The sequence below is a fragment of the Plantibacter sp. MPB07 genome (assembly GCF_046619465.1).
Lineage (GTDB): Bacteria > Actinomycetota > Actinomycetes > Actinomycetales > Microbacteriaceae > Plantibacter > Plantibacter auratus.
Map to the genome: position 1 here is coordinate 204,010 of NZ_CP177043.1, position 16,929 is coordinate 220,938.

Sequence of the window (16,929 nt, forward strand, 5' to 3'; positions counted from 1 at the left end):
ATGAGTACCACTCCCGCCGTTCCGGCCGGCCTGCCGGCCCTGCCACAGCACCCCGACGTCGATCACTGGCGTCCGGCGGTCCGCGCGGACATCGACGACATCGTGGCGCTGTGCCGTGCCATGGATCCGTTCGACAACCCCCACCGGGTGACGAGCCGCGACGAGATCGCGGACCAGTTCGACCACGCGTGGATCGACATGGCTGCGGACAGCCTGCTGGCGATCGCCGCCGACGGCACGCTGGTCGCCTACGCGATGGTGGTCCTGTCGCCCTCGCGAGACGTGTCCGTGTATTCGTACGTCTTCGGCGGCGTGCATCCCGCATGGCGTGAGCGGGGGATCGGCCGAGTGCTGCTCGCGTGGTCGCTGGAACGGTCCGAGCAGCAGCTGGCCTCCGTCGAGACGGGTGCTCCAGCTTCCTCCCGTGCCTACGTCGACGAACGGAACCCGGGGGCGGCGCGCCTGTTGGAGCGGTTCGGCTTCGGCGTGGCGCGGTACTTCACGATCATGGAACGCGATCTCTCCGCGCCCGTCGACGAGATCGACGTGCCCGACGGTGTCCGACTCGAGGCGTACCACCCGGACGTGGCCGAACGCACGAGGGAGGCTCGGAACGACTCGTTCCGGGACCACTGGGGCAGCCTGGAGACGGTCCCTGCGATGTGGGCGCAGTTCGTCGGCGGATCCCACTTCCGCGACGACCTCTCGGTGGTCGCGATCGACGACGATGGACGGGTCGTCGGCTTCACGCTGGCCGAGGTGGACGAGGACAGCTGGTCCGCGCAGGGGTTCACCAGCGCGTACATCGCGCTCGTCGGGACCGTGCGCGACTGGCGTGGCCGACGACTCGCACCGGCTCTGCTGGCCACCGCGCTTCGCCGGATCCAGGCAGCCGGCCTCGAGCGGGCGACCCTGGAGGTCGACACGGCCAGCCCCACGGGTGCACTCGGGCTGTACGAACGACAGGGCTTCGTCGCGACGACGCGTGATCTGGCGTACGTCCGTGAGCGCTGAGCAGGTCGCGGCAGCGGACGTCCTCCCGACCCAGCGGTTCCGGCTCGCCATCGCCTACGACGGCACGGACTTCGCCGGATGGGCGAAGCAACCGGGGCTCCGGACGGTCGAGGGGGTCCTGGAGGAGGCGCTCTATCGCGTGCTCGGCAAGACCGTCCCGCCCATGCCGCGGTTCGTGGTGGCCGGACGCACGGATGCCGGGGTGCACGCGGCAGGTCAGGTGGCGCACCTCGACCTCACCGAGCCGCAGCTCGCGAAGATCACGCGATTGCAGGGGCGCCACGCCGAGTTCCACGACGGTACGCCGCGGAACGAGACCGCGAGCTCGCTCCTCGTGCGTCGACTGAACGGCGTGCTCGGGATGGACCGCGACGTCGTGATCCACACGGCGGAACCGGCGGCGGAGGGCTTCGACGCGCGCTTCTCGGCGGTCTGGCGTCACTACCGTTACCGTCTCGCGGATGCCGACGTCCGCAAGGACCCGATCCTCCGGCGGACGACGAGCTGGACGACGGCGTCGCTCGACGTCGAGCTGCTCCACCGGGCGGCCACCTCGCTCGTCGGGCTCCACGACTTCCAGGCGTACTGCAAACCGCGACCACGCGCGACGACCATCCGGACCCTGCAGTCCTTCAGCTGGGCGCGGGACGAAGCGGGCGTGCTCGTGGCGAGCCTCACCGCCGACGCGTTCTGCCACAGCATGGTGCGGGCGCTCGTCGGCGCTTGCGTCGCCGTGGGGGAGGGGCGCATGTCGCTCGAGGAGGTCGTCCGGCTCCGCGACGGCGGGCGGCGGGAGATCGATTTCCGGGTGATGCCGGCGCGCGGACTCACCCTCGTCGAGATCGGTTACCCCGAGCCGGGGCTGCTGCACGCACGGGCCGCCGAGACCCGTCAGCGGCGGAGCCACGAGCAGGTGGAGGCGAGCGCCGAGTGAGGTTCCCGGTGGGAATTGACCGCCGGGACGTCGTCGCGTAGACTCTCCCGTTGGTGCCTGCGCCTTCTGCGGCGCGGTACCCGAAGTTGAGCCCTCCACCTCGGGCGTTCCGTTCGGAACACCCAACAGGAGCGGGATTCACGAACGACCAACTCCGACCAGAAAGCAGCACTATTGTGACGCGCACGTATTCCCCGAAGGCCAGTGAGATCACGCACGACTGGGTCGTCATCGACGCCACCGACGTGGTCCTCGGCCGCCTGGCCAGCCACGCTGCAGCGCTCCTGCGCGGCAAGCACAAGGCGACCTTCTCCCCTCACATGGACGGTGGCGACTTCGTCATCATCATCAACGCCGACAAGGTGGCCCTCACCGGCGCCAAGCTCCTGCAGAAGAAGGCCTACCGCCACTCCGGTTACCCGGGCGGGCTCTCGGCCGTCACCTACGCCGAGCTCCTCGAGAAGAACCCGATCCGCGCCGTCGAGAAGGCGATCCGCGGCATGCTGCCGAAGAACACGCTCGGCCGCGACCAGCTGAAGAAGCTCAAGGTCTACACGGGCAGCGAGCACCCGCACGCCGCTCAGCAGCCCAAGCCGTTCACGCTCGACCAGGTCGCCCAGTAAGCACCGGACAAGAAAAAAGGATTACACAGTGGCGAACATCGCAGATTCCATCGAAGAGACCCCGCAGAGCTACTCCACCGAGTCGGCTCCTGAAGCAGCAGTCACCGCGCCTCGCGCCGTGCTGAGCGTCCCCGGCGCAGCCGTCGGCCGTCGCAAGCAGGCCATCGCCCGCGTGCGTCTCGTCCCCGGCAGCGGCACCATCACGGTCAACGGCCGCACGCTCGAGGACTACTTCCCGAACAAGCTGCACCAGCAGCTCATCAACGACCCGTTCACCGTCCTCGACCTGGCCGGCGGCTACGACGTCATCGCACGCATCTCCGGTGGTGGCCCCTCGGGCCAGGCCGGCGCGCTGCGCCTCGGCATCGCTCGCTCGCTGAACCAGATCGACGAGGAGAACAACCGCGCCACCCTGAAGAAGGCCGGCTTCCTCTCCCGCGACGCTCGCGTCAAGGAGCGCAAGAAGGCCGGACTCAAGAAGGCCCGTAAGGCTCCGCAGTTCTCGAAGCGCTAAGCGCTCTCAAGACAAGCGAAGCTCGATGCCTCAGCTGTTTGGTACCGACGGCGTACGCGGACTCGCGAACGCCGACCTGACGGCAGACCTCGCTCTCGGCCTTGCCCAAGCCACCGCAGTGGTGCTTGGGCAAGGCCGTAGTGCTGAGGCCCGCCGTGCCGCCGGGAAGCGCCCGGTCGCCGTGCTCGCACGCGACCCACGTATCTCCGGCGAGTTCCTGTCCGCCGCCGTCGCGGCGGGCCTGGCGTCCTCGGGCGTCGACGTGCTCGAGGCAGGCGTGCTGCCCACGCCCGCGACGGCGTTCCTCATCGCCGACATCGACGCCGACTTCGGTGTGATGATCTCCGCCTCGCACAACCCCGCGCCCGACAACGGGATCAAGATCTTCGCCCGCGGCGGCACGAAGCTGCCCGACGCCGTGGAACGCCGGATCGAGGAGTACCTCGACCGCCCCAAGCTCAGCCCGACCGGCGCAGACGTCGGCCGGATCATCCGCTTCGCCGACGCCGAGGACCGCTACGTCCTCCACCTGCTCGGCAGCCTCCCGAATCGCCTGGACGGGATCCATGTCGTCCTCGACTGCGCGCACGGCGCGGCCGCGGGAGTGTCGCCGGAGACCTTCCGCGACGCCGGGGCCACGGTCACGATCATCGGCAACGACCCCGACGGCATGAACATCAACGACGGCGTCGGCTCCACGCACCTCGACCTCCTGTCCAAGGCGGTCCTCGAGCACGGTGCCGACCTCGGCATCGCACACGACGGCGACGCCGACCGTTGTCTCGCGGTCGACGCTGCGGGCAAGGTCGTCGACGGCGACCAGATCATGGCCATCCTCGCGGTGTCGATGCAGGAGCGCGGCAAGCTCAAGGACGACACGCTCGTCGCCACGGTGATGAGCAACCTCGGCCTGCACGTCGCGATGCGCGAGCACGGCATCAACGTCGTCCAGACCGGGGTCGGCGACCGCTACGTCCTCGAGGCGATGAACGCGAACGCCTATTCGCTCGGCGGTGAGCAGTCGGGCCACGTGATCATGGCCGACTACGCGACCACCGGCGACGGCATCCTCACCGGCCTGCACATCGTGGCCGAGATGGCGCGCACCGGGAAGACGCTGGCGGAGCTCGCCGCGGTGATGCAGGTGTACCCGCAGATCCTCGTCAACGTCACGGGTGTCGACCGCACGCGCCTCGTCGGCGACGAGGTCGTCGACGCTGCCGTACAGGCTGCCGAAGCCGAGCTCGGAGACGACGGACGCGTGCTGTTGCGGCCGTCCGGCACCGAGCAGCTCGTCCGGGTCATGGTCGAGGCGGCCGACCAGCCGACCGCCGATCGCCTGGCGCACCGCCTCGCCGACGTCGTCCGCGAGCGACTCGCCATCTGAGTCGTCCGGCGGCGGGTCGGCACCTCAGCTGTGGAAGAGTGATCGCATGACTTCGACGACGACGGGCGGTGCCTCCGGGCAGCCGACGCCCTACGTGGAGATCGACCGTGCCGAGTGGGCGCGACTCGCTCCGGAGACGGCCACACCGCTCAGCGAGACCGAGGTCGTGCAGATCCGTGGCCTCGGCGACCGTCTCGACATGCGGGAGGTCGAGGAGGTCTACGTGCCGCTCAGCCGGCTGCTGAGCCTGTACGCGAAGGGCACCCAGGACCTCGGGCGAGCGACGAGCCGGTTCCTCGGCGACCAGGCGCTCCGGACGCCGTTCGTGATCGGTGTGGCGGGTTCCGTGGCCGTGGGCAAGTCGACCATCGCGCGGCTGCTGCGCGAACTGCTGTCGCGCTGGCCGGACACCCCGCACGTCGAACTCGTGACGACCGATGGCTTCCTCTACCCGAACGAGGAGCTCCAGCGGCGCGGCATCATGGATCGCAAGGGCTTCCCCGAGTCGTACGACCGGCGCGCGCTCCTGCGGTTCATCACCGCGGTGAAGAGCGGTGCCGCCGAGGTGCGGGCACCGTTCTACTCGCACCTGCGTTACGACATCATCCCGACGGCGCAGGTCGTCGTCCGGCGCCCCGACGTCCTGATCGTCGAGGGCTTGAACGTGCTGCAGCCGGCTGCGACGGCGAGCGGACTCGCGATCAGCGACCTGTTCGACTTCAGCATCTACGTCGACGCACGGACGCGCGACATCGAGTCCTGGTACGTCGACCGCTTCATGGCGCTCAAGCGGGGCGCGTTCTCGAACCCGAACTCCTTCTTCAACGTGTTCGCCGAGCTCTCCGATGAGGAGGCGGCCGATCAGGCGCGTGGGTTCTGGCGCTCGATCAACGAGCCGAACCTCATCGACAACATCCGCCCGACCCGCTCACGCGCCAAGCTCGTGCTGCGGAAGGACTCCGATCACACGGTGTCCTCGGTGCTGCTCCGCAAGCTCTGAGCAGCGGCAGGGGAAGGGCCCGGGAACCGGTGGATCTCGGCAAGACCGTCCTGCTCCGAGGCTGAGCGCCGGCACCTCGAGGTTGGTGCAGGATCCTCGCAAAATCGCCCGATTATGCTGCTCTACATGTGTGGAATCGTAGGGTACGTCGGGAACGACAAGACGGTGGACGTCCTCATGGGCGGACTCAAGCGGCTCGAGTACCGGGGGTACGACTCAGCCGGGATCGCCGTGCTCGACGCGACGGGTTCGCTGAACACCCGGAAGCGCGCCGGGAAGCTGGCCGTCCTCACCGAGGACCTCGCCGCGAACCCCATCGCGCCGGGCTCGACCGGTATCGGTCACACCCGTTGGGCGACCCATGGTGGACCGACGGACCGCAACGCGCACCCGCACCTCGGGGACGAAGGACGCCTCGCGCTCATCCACAACGGCATCATCGAGAACTTCGCCGAGCTGCGCGCAGAGCTCCTCGCGGACGGCTTCACCTTCGAGAGCGACACCGACACCGAGATCGCCGCCGTGCTCATCGGCCGCGAGTACCGTTCCACCGGCGACCTCACCGAGGCCTTCCGTCGTGTCGTCGCTCGCCTGGACGGCGCCTTCACGCTGCTCGCCATGCACCAGGACCTGCCCGGCGTCGTCATCGGTGCGCGTCGGAACTCGCCGCTCGTCATCGGGCTCGGCGACGGCGAGAACTTCCTCGGGTCGGACGTCGCCGCGTTCGTGCAGTACACCCAGCGCGCGGTCGCGATCGGTCAGGACCAGATGGTCGTCATCACGCCTGACGACGTGACGGTCACCGACTTCTCCGGCAACCACGTCGTGACCGAGCCGTTCGAGATCCAGTGGGACGCTTCGGCGGCCGACAAGGGCGGCTGGTCGAGCTTCATGGCGAAGGAGATCAGCGAGGAGCCCGACGCGGTCGCGAACACGATCCGCGGACGGGTCGAGGGCGGCCAGGTCGTCATCCCCGAACTCGCCGGTCTCGACGAGCTCTTCCTCGACATCAACCGCATCGTGATCATCGCGTGTGGCACCGCCGCCTACGCGGGCACGGTCGGCACCTACGCGATCGAGCGCTGGGCCGGGATCCCGGTCACCGTCGAGCTGAGCCACGAGTTCCGCTACCGCGACCCGGTCATCGACGCGCGCACGCTCGTCATCTCGGTGAGCCAGTCGGGCGAGACCATGGACACGCTCATGGCGGTGCGTTTCGCGAGCGAGTCCGGCGCGAAGACGCTGTCGATCTGCAACACCCAGGGCGCCACGATCGCGCGCGAGTCGGACGCCGTGGTGTACACCCACGCGGGGCCCGAGGTCGCGGTCGCGTCCACGAAGGCGTTCACCGCTCAGATCACGGCGCTCTACCTGTTCGGGCTGCACCTCGCGCGGGTCCGCGGCACCCAGACTCCGCAGTTCCTGGCGTCGCAGGTCGAGGAGCTGCAGGCCGTGCCCGACAAGATCGCCAGCATCCTCGGCGCCTCCGAGAAGATCGCGCAGCTCGCCCACTGGATGGCCGACTCCCGCGCGGTGCTCTTCCTCGGTCGCCACGTCGGGTACCCGATCGCGCTCGAGGGTGCGCTGAAGCTCAAGGAGCTCGCGTACATCCACGCTGAAGGCTTCGCCGGTGGCGAGCTCAAGCACGGCCCGATCGCCCTGATCGAGCCGGGCCAGCCCGTCTTCGTCGTCGTCCCGAGCCCACGTGGCTCGGCGATCCTGCACCCGAAGGTCATCTCGACCATCGAGGAGATCCGCGCACGTGGTGCCCGGGTCATCGCGATCGCGGAGCAGGGCGACGCCGCCGTCCTGCCCTCGGCCGACGAGGTCATCCCGATCCCGCTCGCCGGCCCGCTGTTCGAGCCCCTGCTCGCCGTCATCCCGCTGCACATCTTCGCGATGGAGCTCGCGACGGCGAAGGGCCTCGACGTCGACCAGCCGCGCAACCTCGCGAAGTCCGTCACAGTCGAGTAGGAGCGGTCCGCGGGGTCCGAGGTGGCCCGTCGAGCGGGCCTCCGGGCCGCACACGACGGCCGTAGAGTAGAGGGATGATCATCGGCATCGGGGTGGACCTGGTCGACCTCGCACGGTTCGAACGGGCGATCACGCGCACCCCGAACCTGCTGGCCAGGCTCTTCGTCCCGTCGGAACGCGACCTCCCGCTGCGGTCCCTCGCCGGACGGTTCGCCGCCAAGGAGGCGCTCATCAAAGCACTGGGTTCCTCGGACGGTATCCGGTGGCAGGAGATGGCGATCGTGAACGGCCCGGAGGGGAAGCCCGACTTCGCGCTGTCCGGTGTCACGGCGGGTGTCGTGGCCGAGCGGGGGATCACGAGCATGCACCTGACCATGACGCACGACGCCGGGGTCGCCGTCGCGTTCGTCGTCGCGGAGCGGGAGGGATGACGCCCGTGTCCGAGCACGACGAGCGACCGACCCGCGAGGCGATCATCGACCTCGACGCCCTGCGCCACAACGTCCGTCGTCTGCGCGAGCTGACCGGCGTCGGTGAACTCATCGTCGTCGTCAAGGCCGACGCCTACGGGCACGGTGCCGAGGCGATCGCCCGCGCGGCGGTCGAGGCCGGGGCCGATCGCCTGGGCGTCGCCGACATCACGGAGGGCGTCGCGCTGCGCGCTGCCGGTGTCACGGCACCGATCCTCGCCTGGCTGCACGGCCCGCAGGCCGCTTTCGGCGCCGCACTCGACGCCGGGATCGACCTCGGTCTGTCGTCGGTCGCGCAGCTCGACCGCGTGATCGAGGCCGCTCGGGATCGGCTGTCCGTCGTGCCGGTCGTCCAGTTCAAACTCGAGACCGGGCTCAGCCGGAACGGCGCGGCCGAAGCCGACTGGCCGGAGCTCTTCCAAGCCGCCGCAGCCGCCGAGGCCGCCGGGCTCGTCCGGGTCGACGGGCTGTTCTCGCACGTCTCCAACACCTCCACCGTCGACGACCGGGCCGCCGCCGTCCGCTTCGAGCGCGGCGTGGCCCTCGCCACGGAAGCCGGTCTCGCCCCGCGGAGTCTGCACCTCGCCGCGTCGGCAGCAGCGCTCGGCGAGCCGTCCCTCCGCTACGACGCCGTCCGCCTCGGACTCGCCGTGTACGGTCTCTCGCCCTTCGAACCCACCGAGGACGCCGACCGCTCGGCCGCCGCCTTCGGCCTCCGGCCCGTCATGACCCTCCGGGCGACGGTCGCCGCCGTGCGTCGGGTCGAACCGGGTGCCGGGGTGTCCTACGACTACAGCTATCGGACCAGCACGCCGACGACGCTCGCCCTCATCCCGCTCGGATACGCCGACGGTGTGCCGCGAAGCGCCTCGAACGCCGGTCCGGTCGTGATCAACGGACGCCGCTACCGGGTGTGCGGGCGGATCGCGATGGACCAGTTCGTCGTCGACGTCGGTGACGACGCGGTCGCCGTGGGTGACGACGCCGTGCTCTTCGGCGATCCGGTGTCCGGCGCGCCGCGCGTCGAGGAGTGGGCGGAGGCCGCCGGCACCATCAACTACGAACTCGTCACCCGCATCGGGCCGCGCGTGGTCCGGACGACCGGGGAGCGGTCATGACCGATCACGTCCTCACCCCGGGCACCGTCGAGGTGGCGACGCCCGAAGAGATGCACGCGTACGGCGTCCGCCTCGGCAAGGAACTGCGTGCAGGGCAGCTCCTGGTCCTGACCGGGCCGCTCGGAGCGGGCAAGACGACCCTCACGCGAGGGATCGGCGAGGGACTCGGCGTCCGCGGCCCCGTCACCAGCCCCACCTTCGTGCTCGCCAGGACGCACCCGAGCCTCGTCGGCGGTCCGCCGCTCGTCCACGTGGACGCCTACCGGCTCGGCTCGGCGCTCGAACTCGACGACCTCGACATCGACTTCGCCCGGTCCGTCGTCGTCGTGGAGTGGGGAGCCGGGTTACTCGACGGCGTGGTCCCCACGTGGTTCGAGCTCGTCATCGAGCGTCCGACCGGAGCCGGCGACGAGCCCGCGACGGACGACACCGGTGAGGAGCCGATCGAGCGCCGGACCCTCACGCTCTCGCGGCACCCCGCCATCGACGCCGGGTAGGCTGGACGACGTGCTGTTGGCGATCGATACATCCGCGGGTTCGAGCGTCGCCGTCGTCACCCTGGGTGGCGAGGTGCTGGCCGAACGGTCCTCCGACGACCCGATGCGGCACGCCGAGGTCATCGGGACGCTCATCGCCGGATGCCTCGACGACGCCGGGATCGAGGTCGCCACGCTCACCGGGCTGGTCGCGGGTATGGGACCAGGGCCGTTCACCGGACTCCGGATCGGGATCGCCGCGGCCCGCAGCTTCGGGATCGGCGCAGGCCTCCCGGTGCACCCCGTGGTGAGCCACGACGCGATCGCGCTCGACGCCTACCGTTCCGGTTCCGCCGCAGCCGACGCCACGCTCCTCGTGGTCACGGATGCCCGCCGTCGCGAACGCTACTGGACCAGCTACGCCGGACTCGACGCAGCCGGCCTCCCGGTCCGCGTGCAAGGGCCGGCCCTGGCGAAACCCGACGAGCTGCCGACCTCCGAATCCGCGCGCCTCGACGCGCTGGTCGTCCCCGCCGGGGCACTGGGACAGGTCGCCGCCGCACTCCTCGCCACCGACGGCGCGTTCGCGGGGGAGGAGCCGTTGTACCTCCGCTCGCCCGACGTCACGATGTCAGCGGGCGCCAAGCGGGTGACGGCGTGAGCTGGTCGCTGCGCCGCGCCGGTGTCGCCGACCTCGACGCGATCATGGAGCTCGAGCACACCGTTTTCGTGAACGACGCGTGGTCGGCGGACATGATGCGCGCCGAGCTGTCGTCGCCGCACGGCTACTACCTCGTCGCGACGGAGGTCGACGCCGACGACGCGACACTCGCCGGCTACGGCGGTCTCTTCGCACCGTCCCGGTCCGACGACGCCGACATCCAGACCATCGCCGTCGCCGGGCACGCCAGAGGACGAGGGCTCGGACGACTCCTCATGCAGGCGCTCATCGAGCAGGCCCGGCAGCAGGACGTCACCCAGGTGTTCCTCGAGGTCAGGGCCGACAACCCCGTGGCGATCGCACTGTACCGGAGTCTCGGCTTCGAGGAACTCGGCGTCCGCCCCGGCTACTACCAGCCGGACGACGTCGACGCCATCGTCATGCGACTCACGGTCCAGCCGAGGCCACCCATGCCCGCCCACGGGCAGTCCCCGCTCGACCCGACCGACCAGCACCCCGGGAGCATCGCGTGAACCGTGCAGAACCGCTCGTCCTCGGCATCGAGACGAGCTGCGACGAGACCGGGATCGGCATCGTCCGCGGACACCACCTGCTGGCGAACACCATCGCCTCGAGCATGGACGAGCACGCACGGTACGGCGGCGTCGTCCCGGAGGTCGCCGCACGAGCCCACCTCGAGGCGCTCGAGCCCACGCTCACGGCGGCGCTCGCCGAGGCCGGCATCGCGTTGGCCGACCTCGACGCCGTCGCGGTGACGAGTGGCCCCGGCCTGTCCGGCGCACTCATGGTCGGCGTCGGCGCAGCGAAGGCGCTCGCCGTGTCCCTCGGTAAACCGCTGTACGCCGTGAATCACCTCGTCGGTCACGTCGGCGCGGACGTCCTCGATTCCGACGACGGGACGATCGAGTACCCGACGATCGCCCTGCTCGTGTCCGGTGGGCACACCTCGCTGCTCCTCGTGCGGGACCTCGTGTCGGATGTCGAACTGCTCGGCGAGACCATCGACGACGCGGCGGGCGAGGCCTTCGACAAGGTCGCGCGCATCCTGGGTCTGCCCTACCCGGGCGGGCCGCAGATCGACCGGGCGGCCGTCGGCGGCGACCCGAAGGCGATCCGCTTCCCCCGCGGACTCAGCCTGCCGAAGGACATGGAGCGGCATCGCTACGACTTCTCCTTCTCCGGCCTGAAGACGGCCGTGGCACGCTGGGTCGAGGCGAAGCAGGACGCGGCGGAGCCGGTCCCTGTCGCGGACGTCGCCGCCAGCTTCCGCGAGGCCGTCGTCGACGTGCTCGTCTCGAAGGCGGTCAAGGCGTGCACCGAGCTCGGCGTGCCCCGCCTGCTGCTGGGGGGCGGTGTCATCGCGAACGCACGGCTCCGCGAGGTGGCAGCCGAACGCACCGCCTCGGCCGGGATCGAACTCCGCATCCCGCCGTTGCAGCTGTGCACCGACAACGGCGCGATGATCGCCGCGCTCGCCGCGCAGCTCATCTCCGCCGGACACGAGCCGTCCTCGCTCGACTTCGGCGCCGACTCGACCCTGCCGGTCACCGAGATCCAGGTGCACTGACCGCTCGACGAGCCGTCTCGCGGCCGTCGACCGGGTGCGCAGACGTCGGCGCATAGGATGGGCCGGTACCCGGTCACGGATCGAAGGAGCGGCGATGGATCAGCACGAGCACCCCGACGGACGACCTCAGCACCAGGACGGTGCGGTGGACGGGCAGTCGCGCCCGCCGCAGGCCGAGCAGCCGAACGGGCAGCCGCAGCAGCCGTGGGGGCAGCAGCCCCAGCCCCAGCAGCCCTGGTCGCCGTACCAGCCGCCACAGCCCTCCCAGCAGGCCGGCGTCGCGCCGCAGGGCCAGCAGCAGCCGTATCAGCCTCAGCCCCAGGGCCGGCAGCCGTACCCGCCTCAGCCCCAGGCCCAGGCCCAGGCCCAGGCCCAACAGCCGTACCAGCCTCAGGGTCAGGCCTCCCCGCCGCCCACGGATTGGCAGCGCGGCTCCGGCGCGCCCGTCACACCGCCGACGCGCCCTGCCCAGCAGGGTTCGTCCCCCTCGGCGCCTCCGGCGGGTTGGCAGGGCGATCACGCGACCTATCTCCAGACGGTGCCGACGGCGGTCTACCAGGCGCCGAGTCAGGGTGGCTACGCCGCGTACCAGCAGTCGCAGACGCAGACCCCTGCCGCGTCGACCGGGACCTCGCGGAGCACCTGGTCGCTCATCACCGGTGTCGTCGGGCTCGTCGTGTCGGTCTTCGTCGGTTGGGGCTTCCCCCTGTCGATCGCCGCGATCGTGCTCGGGTTCGGAGCCAGGCGTCGCGAGCCGCAGGGCCGAGGTCGCGCCCTCACCGGCCTCGTGACCGGGTTCGTCGGCCTCGCCTGCTCGGTCGGCTGGCTCGTCTACAGCGTCGTCGTGATCATCGGGTACGTCTCGACCTGATCCTCTTCGGGGCGCCGCGGCCCGGTGGAGGCCGTCGGGTCAGGCGTCGGTGGCCGGCGTCACCCGTTCGACGAGCAGCGCACTGTGTTTGCCGGCGATCCTCGTGAGGATGATCGTGGCCGAGCCGTCGCCCTTCAGCGCGAGGCGCTTCCGGAACGCCGCGGGGTCGACGTCGACGCCGCGTTTCTTGATCTCGAGCACGCCGATCCCGCGATCCCGCATCGTGCGCTTGAGGACCTTCTCGTCCATCGGCAGCCGTTCGAGGACCCGGAAGGTCGTGGCGAACGGCGAGCTCGTCGCGGTGTCGGAGGTCAGGTAGGCGATGCCCTGGCCGAGCATGCCGGCCTCCAACCGGATGGCGAGGTCGCCGATGAGTCGGGCCCGGATCACGGATCCGTCGGGTTCGTGCACGTAGTCGCCGAGCTCCCGCACCGGGGCGTCGTCGGCGTCGGCCTCGGCGTGCAACTCGTGGTGGACGCCGTCCGAGAGGAGGAGCGCGGACCGTCGGACATCCGGACGGGCCAGCGGGCCGAACCAGAGCGCCATCTCGACGAGCTGTCCGTCGACCGACACCCACTGCGCCTCGGCGTCGTCGGGGATGAGGGAGCGGTCGAATCCAGGCCCGAGCTTGACGCCTGTGGGAAGGCGGGTCGCCGCACCGAAGACCAGGTCGAGGGACGGGGTGTAGTCGGCGGCACTCGACAGCCGCGCGGTGTCGGCGTGTCCTGCGGTGCGCCGCGCGGGATCGAACCAGACCGCGTCGAAGTCGTCGAGGGAGACGTCCTCGGCGGCGGCGTTCCGCACGGTCGCCGTGGGGAACGGAGCGAGATTGTAGCTGGCGATGGCCGCGGTGACCTCGTCGATGTCGACCGCCGTGACCTCCAGGTCGAGCGAGGCCATGGCCATCGAGTCGGCGCCGATGCCGCTGCCGAGGTCGGCGATGCGCGTGAGGCCGGCCCGGGCGAACCGCCCGGCGTGCAGCGCGGCGACGGGAAGGCGTGTGGCCTGTTCGAGCCCGGCCTCGGTGAACAGCATGCGGCCGGCGAACGGTCCGAACTTGCCGACAGCCTTCTGCCTCAATCGCGACTGCGTGAGGACCGCCGCGACCAGCTCGGGGGAGTGGCCCTCCTTGCGCAGGCGCCCGACCAGGCGGACGGCCTCGTCCTTCGTCGGGTAGGGCGGGAGGGAGTCGAGGAGCCTGAGGCCGTCGGCCGTGAGGAGTTCGACGAGTTCCGAACGGTCCATGGTCAGCGGGCCTCGGGCGGAGCTGGATGCATCCGGCAACGGTAGCAGTCGCTGATTGGCACTCGCATTGCATGAGTGCCAGAACATGCCTACACTGGAATCAGCACTCTCGCAGTGTGAGTGCTAACCACGTCTTCGTTTCAAGAAAGAGGTCAACCGTGTCGGTCTCCATCAAGCCGCTCGAGGATCGCATCGTCATCAAGCAGGTCGAGGCAGAGCAGACCACCGCTTCAGGTCTGGTCATCCCCGACACCGCCAAGGAGAAGCCCCAGGAGGGCGAGGTCGTGGCGGTCGGACCCGGTCGCATCGACGACAACGGCAACCGCGTGCCGCTCGACGTCGCCGTCGGCGACAAGGTGATCTACTCCAAGTACGGTGGCACCGAGGTCAAGTACGCCGGTGAGGACTACCTCGTCCTGTCCGCGCGCGACGTCCTCGCAGTCGTCGTCCGCTAGTCACCAGCGCACGGATCCGGCGGCTCAGGCCGCTCAACAGCCCGAATGGCATTCGCCGTTCGGGCTGTGTCCGTTTCCGGAGGGTGTCGCGGGGAGTCGCGGGTCTAGCCTGGACCAGTGCAGAACCCCAGCGATCCAGCCGACGTCGACATCCACCCCGTCACCGTCGACGGGGGAGGGGACCGACGTGCGAGCGTCGCCGTGCCCCAGCAGGGGAGCCGGTCCGGACTGCTCTCGGCGGTCGCCGCCTACTGCCTCTGGGGAGCGCTCCCGCTCTACTTCATCGCCCTCGCACCGGCCGGCGCCTTCGAGGTGGTGGCGTGGCGGATCCTGTTCTCCCTCGTCTTCTGTGCCGTCCTCATCCTGGCGACCCGCTCCTGGCGTCGGCTGTTCGGCATCCTCCGCCAGCGCCGAATCGTGCTCACGATGGGTCTCGCCGGGGCGCTCATCTACGTCAACTGGCAGACGTACGTCTACGGTGCGCTCAACGGCCAAGTGGTCGAGGCGTCGCTCGGGTACTTCATCAACCCGATCGTGACCGTCTTCCTCGGCGTCTTCTTCCTTCGCGAGCGGCTGCGTCCAGCCCAATGGGCTGCGGTGGTCGTGAGCGTGATCGCGGTCCTGGTCCTCGCGATCGGACACGGCAGCGTCCCCTGGATCGCCCTCATCCTGGCCTTCTCGTTCGGCCTCTACGGCTACATCAAGAAACTGGTGGGTGGCTCGGTCGACGCAGTGTCCGGGTTGACGCTCGAGACCGTGTGGCTGATGCCGGTCGCGATCGCCCAGCTCATCGCCGTCGGCGTGACCGGTGGGCTGACCATCGGCACCGCGGGCGTCGGGCACGCCCTGCTGCTCGTCGGCGCCGGCGTCATCACCGCCGTCCCGCTCCTGCTGTTCGCGGCGGCGGCCCGCCGCCTCCCGCTCACCTGGATGGGTTTCATCCAGTACTTCGCACCGATCATCCAGTTCGTCGTCGGTGTCGCGGTCCTGCACGAGGCGATGCCGCCGGAGCGCTGGTTGGGCTTCGGTCTCGTGTGGCTGGCGCTCGCGATCCTCACCGTCGACATGCTCGTCGCCTCCACCCGGGGTCGTCGGGCCGCCGGGGCCGAACGGCGCCGCTCGATGAGGGTCTGAACAGCGGATTCCAGCGCTGATCGCGCGACCACTGCAGGAAAAGCGCGAAACTGGCCCTCCTGAGGTAACGATTTGGTCGTGTTACACGCTTGTAACGTCAACGACATTGTCCAGCGCACGTGCAGCGGATAACTTGACTCAACGGCAGCCCCTGGAGCTGCCACTCTTCTGACAAGCAAGGAGTACCATGAGCGTCTTTTCGAAGGCCACGGCCGCTCGCTCCCGCCCACGTTCCATCGTTCTCGGTGGTATCGCACTGATCGGAGCCAGCGCGCTGGTTCTGAGCGGTTGCGCCTCAAGTGGTAGCGGCGACAGCGGCAGCAGCAGCAAGCCTGCTGGCGACCTGACCCTGAAGCTCGGCACGGCGTTGCCGCAGACCGGTAACCTCGCGTTCCTCGGCCCGCCCGAGGAGGCCGGTGTCGGTCTCGCGGTCAAGGAGGTCAACGACGCCGATCTCGGCATCAAGATCGACCTGACGCTCGGCGACTCGGGTGACTCCGACAACAAGGCGTACGCGACCGAGGTCCCCCGTCTGCTCTCCGAGGGCGTCACGGCCATCATCGGTGCAGCGTCCTCGGGTGTGTCGAAGCTCTTCATCGACGAAGTCACCGGCGCAGGCGTCATCCAGTTCTCCCCGGCGAACACCTCCGCGGACTTCACGACGTGGGACGACAACGGTCTCTACTGGCGGACGGCGCCGTCCGACGTGCTGCAGGGCGAGGTCCTCGGGAACCTGATCGCGGAGGACGGCAACGCCACCCTCGGCATCATCTACCTGAACGACTCCTACGGCACCGGCCTCGCGAAGTTCACCAAGGAGGCGTTCGAGAGCGCCGGCGGTGAAGTGGTCGCCGAGCAGTCGTACAACACCGGTGACACCTCGTTCGACGCGCAGATCAGCGCGGTCAAGGCGGAGAACCCCGACGCGATCGCGATCATCGCGTTCGAGGAGACCAAGACGATCGTCCCCGGTCTCGCCGGCTTCCCCTCGGACAAGCTCTACTTCGTCGACGGCAACCTCGCCGACTACAGCGCGGACTTCGCTCCGGGCACCCTGACGGGCGCCAAGGGCACGCTGCCCGGTCTCGACACCGCGAAGCTCGGTGACTTCACCGACCGCCTCCAGGCGTTCGTGAAGGACGAGGGCGGCGAGCCGCTGAAGGACTACAGCTACGCGGCTGAATCCTACGACGCCGTCATCCTGCTCGCCCTCGCGGCGCTGCAGGCCGGTTCGACCGAGGGTGCCGACATGGCGGCCCAGCTCCAGTCCGTGTCCGGTGGCAAGGACAAGGGCGAGAAGGTGACCACCTTCGAAGAGGGTGCCAAGGCCATCGCCGACGGCAAGAAGATCGACTACGACGGCAACTCCGGTCCGATCACGTTCGACGAGAACGGTGACCCGACCGAGGCGACCATCGGTATCTACCAGTACGGTGACGACAACAAGTACACCCGCACCAACTAG

The 16,929-nt window shown here is 69.7% G+C and carries 18 protein-coding genes; 17 read left to right on the plus strand and 1 reads right to left on the minus strand.

Going from position 1 to position 16,929, the window contains the following annotated elements; genetic code table 11:
- The 14 genes from ACLIME_RS00965 (at position 1) to ACLIME_RS01030 (ending at position 12,630) form a co-directional block, all read left to right on the plus strand.
- A complete protein-coding gene (locus tag ACLIME_RS00965; RefSeq protein ID WP_411558001.1) occupies positions 1-1,014 on the plus strand; it encodes a GNAT family N-acetyltransferase in 1,014 nt (337 codons plus the stop codon).
- Positions 1,004-1,948 (plus strand): tRNA pseudouridine(38-40) synthase TruA, encoded by a 945-nt coding sequence (truA, locus tag ACLIME_RS00970; RefSeq protein ID WP_411558002.1) that lies wholly within the window; start codon positions 1,004-1,006, stop codon positions 1,946-1,948. The genes ACLIME_RS00965 and truA overlap by 11 nt, the downstream gene beginning before the upstream one ends.
- A gap of 176 nt (positions 1,949-2,124) precedes the next feature.
- Positions 2,125-2,571, plus strand: a complete 447-nt coding sequence (gene rplM / locus ACLIME_RS00975) for a 50S ribosomal protein L13 (protein WP_071259493.1) — start codon at positions 2,125-2,127, stop codon at positions 2,569-2,571.
- A gap of 28 nt (positions 2,572-2,599) precedes the next feature.
- The gene (gene rpsI, locus ACLIME_RS00980) at positions 2,600-3,085 is read left to right on the plus strand and encodes a 30S ribosomal protein S9 (protein WP_064296683.1); all 486 of its coding nucleotides are present in this window, start codon (positions 2,600-2,602) and stop codon (positions 3,083-3,085) included.
- A 25-nt stretch (positions 3,086-3,110) separates the two neighbouring features.
- A complete protein-coding gene (glmM, locus tag ACLIME_RS00985; protein WP_159877963.1) occupies positions 3,111-4,472 on the plus strand; it encodes a phosphoglucosamine mutase in 1,362 nt (453 codons plus the stop codon).
- 46 nt (positions 4,473-4,518) lie between these two features.
- Positions 4,519-5,472, plus strand: a complete 954-nt coding sequence (coaA, locus tag ACLIME_RS00990) for a type I pantothenate kinase (RefSeq protein ID WP_064296681.1) — start codon at positions 4,519-4,521, stop codon at positions 5,470-5,472.
- Between the two features lie 126 nt (positions 5,473-5,598).
- A complete protein-coding gene (glmS, locus tag ACLIME_RS00995) occupies positions 5,599-7,446 on the plus strand; it encodes a glutamine--fructose-6-phosphate transaminase (isomerizing) (protein ID WP_079706234.1) in 1,848 nt (615 codons plus the stop codon).
- Between the two features lie 74 nt (positions 7,447-7,520).
- On the plus strand, positions 7,521-7,877 hold the full coding sequence (locus tag ACLIME_RS01000; protein ID WP_064296680.1) for a holo-ACP synthase: 357 nt from the start codon (positions 7,521-7,523) through the stop codon (positions 7,875-7,877).
- Positions 7,874-9,034 (plus strand): alanine racemase, encoded by a 1,161-nt coding sequence (alr, locus tag ACLIME_RS01005; RefSeq protein ID WP_411558003.1) that lies wholly within the window; start codon positions 7,874-7,876, stop codon positions 9,032-9,034. The genes ACLIME_RS01000 and alr overlap by 4 nt, the downstream gene beginning before the upstream one ends.
- Complete coding sequence (gene tsaE, locus ACLIME_RS01010; RefSeq protein ID WP_411558004.1) at positions 9,031-9,531, plus strand: tRNA (adenosine(37)-N6)-threonylcarbamoyltransferase complex ATPase subunit type 1 TsaE; 501 nt, start codon at positions 9,031-9,033, stop codon at positions 9,529-9,531. The genes alr and tsaE overlap by 4 nt, the downstream gene beginning before the upstream one ends.
- Positions 9,532-9,541: 10 nt before the next feature.
- Complete coding sequence (gene tsaB / locus ACLIME_RS01015) at positions 9,542-10,171, plus strand: tRNA (adenosine(37)-N6)-threonylcarbamoyltransferase complex dimerization subunit type 1 TsaB (protein WP_411558005.1); 630 nt, start codon at positions 9,542-9,544, stop codon at positions 10,169-10,171.
- Positions 10,168-10,704, plus strand: coding sequence for a ribosomal protein S18-alanine N-acetyltransferase (gene rimI, locus ACLIME_RS01020; protein ID WP_411558006.1), 537 nt, complete (start codon positions 10,168-10,170; stop codon positions 10,702-10,704). The genes tsaB and rimI overlap by 4 nt, the downstream gene beginning before the upstream one ends.
- Positions 10,701-11,759, plus strand: a complete 1,059-nt coding sequence (gene tsaD, locus ACLIME_RS01025) for a tRNA (adenosine(37)-N6)-threonylcarbamoyltransferase complex transferase subunit TsaD (RefSeq protein ID WP_411558007.1) — start codon at positions 10,701-10,703, stop codon at positions 11,757-11,759. The genes rimI and tsaD overlap by 4 nt, the downstream gene beginning before the upstream one ends.
- Positions 11,760-11,853: 94 nt before the next feature.
- Complete coding sequence (locus tag ACLIME_RS01030) at positions 11,854-12,630, plus strand: DUF4190 domain-containing protein (RefSeq protein WP_411558008.1); 777 nt, start codon at positions 11,854-11,856, stop codon at positions 12,628-12,630.
- Positions 12,631-12,669: 39 nt separating this feature from the next.
- Here the strand turns inward: ACLIME_RS01030 and ACLIME_RS01035 are convergent, their stop codons facing one another.
- Complete coding sequence (locus tag ACLIME_RS01035; protein ID WP_411558009.1) at positions 12,670-13,875, minus strand: THUMP-like domain-containing protein; 1,206 nt, start codon at positions 13,873-13,875, stop codon at positions 12,670-12,672.
- 158 nt (positions 13,876-14,033) lie between these two features.
- On the opposite strand from ACLIME_RS01035, the gene groES reads away from it, so the two are divergent.
- The 3 genes from groES (at position 14,034) to ACLIME_RS01050 (ending at position 16,929) form a co-directional block, all read left to right on the plus strand.
- Positions 14,034-14,330 (plus strand): co-chaperone GroES, encoded by a 297-nt coding sequence (groES, locus tag ACLIME_RS01040; protein WP_056008047.1) that lies wholly within the window; start codon positions 14,034-14,036, stop codon positions 14,328-14,330.
- A gap of 201 nt (positions 14,331-14,531) precedes the next feature.
- A complete protein-coding gene (gene rarD / locus ACLIME_RS01045; protein WP_411558812.1) occupies positions 14,532-15,464 on the plus strand; it encodes an EamA family transporter RarD in 933 nt (310 codons plus the stop codon).
- A 187-nt stretch (positions 15,465-15,651) separates the two neighbouring features.
- Positions 15,652-16,929 carry an ABC transporter substrate-binding protein gene (locus ACLIME_RS01050; RefSeq protein ID WP_079705276.1) on the plus strand — a complete coding sequence of 426 codons (1,278 nt, stop codon included), beginning with the start codon at positions 15,652-15,654 and terminating at the stop codon, positions 16,927-16,929.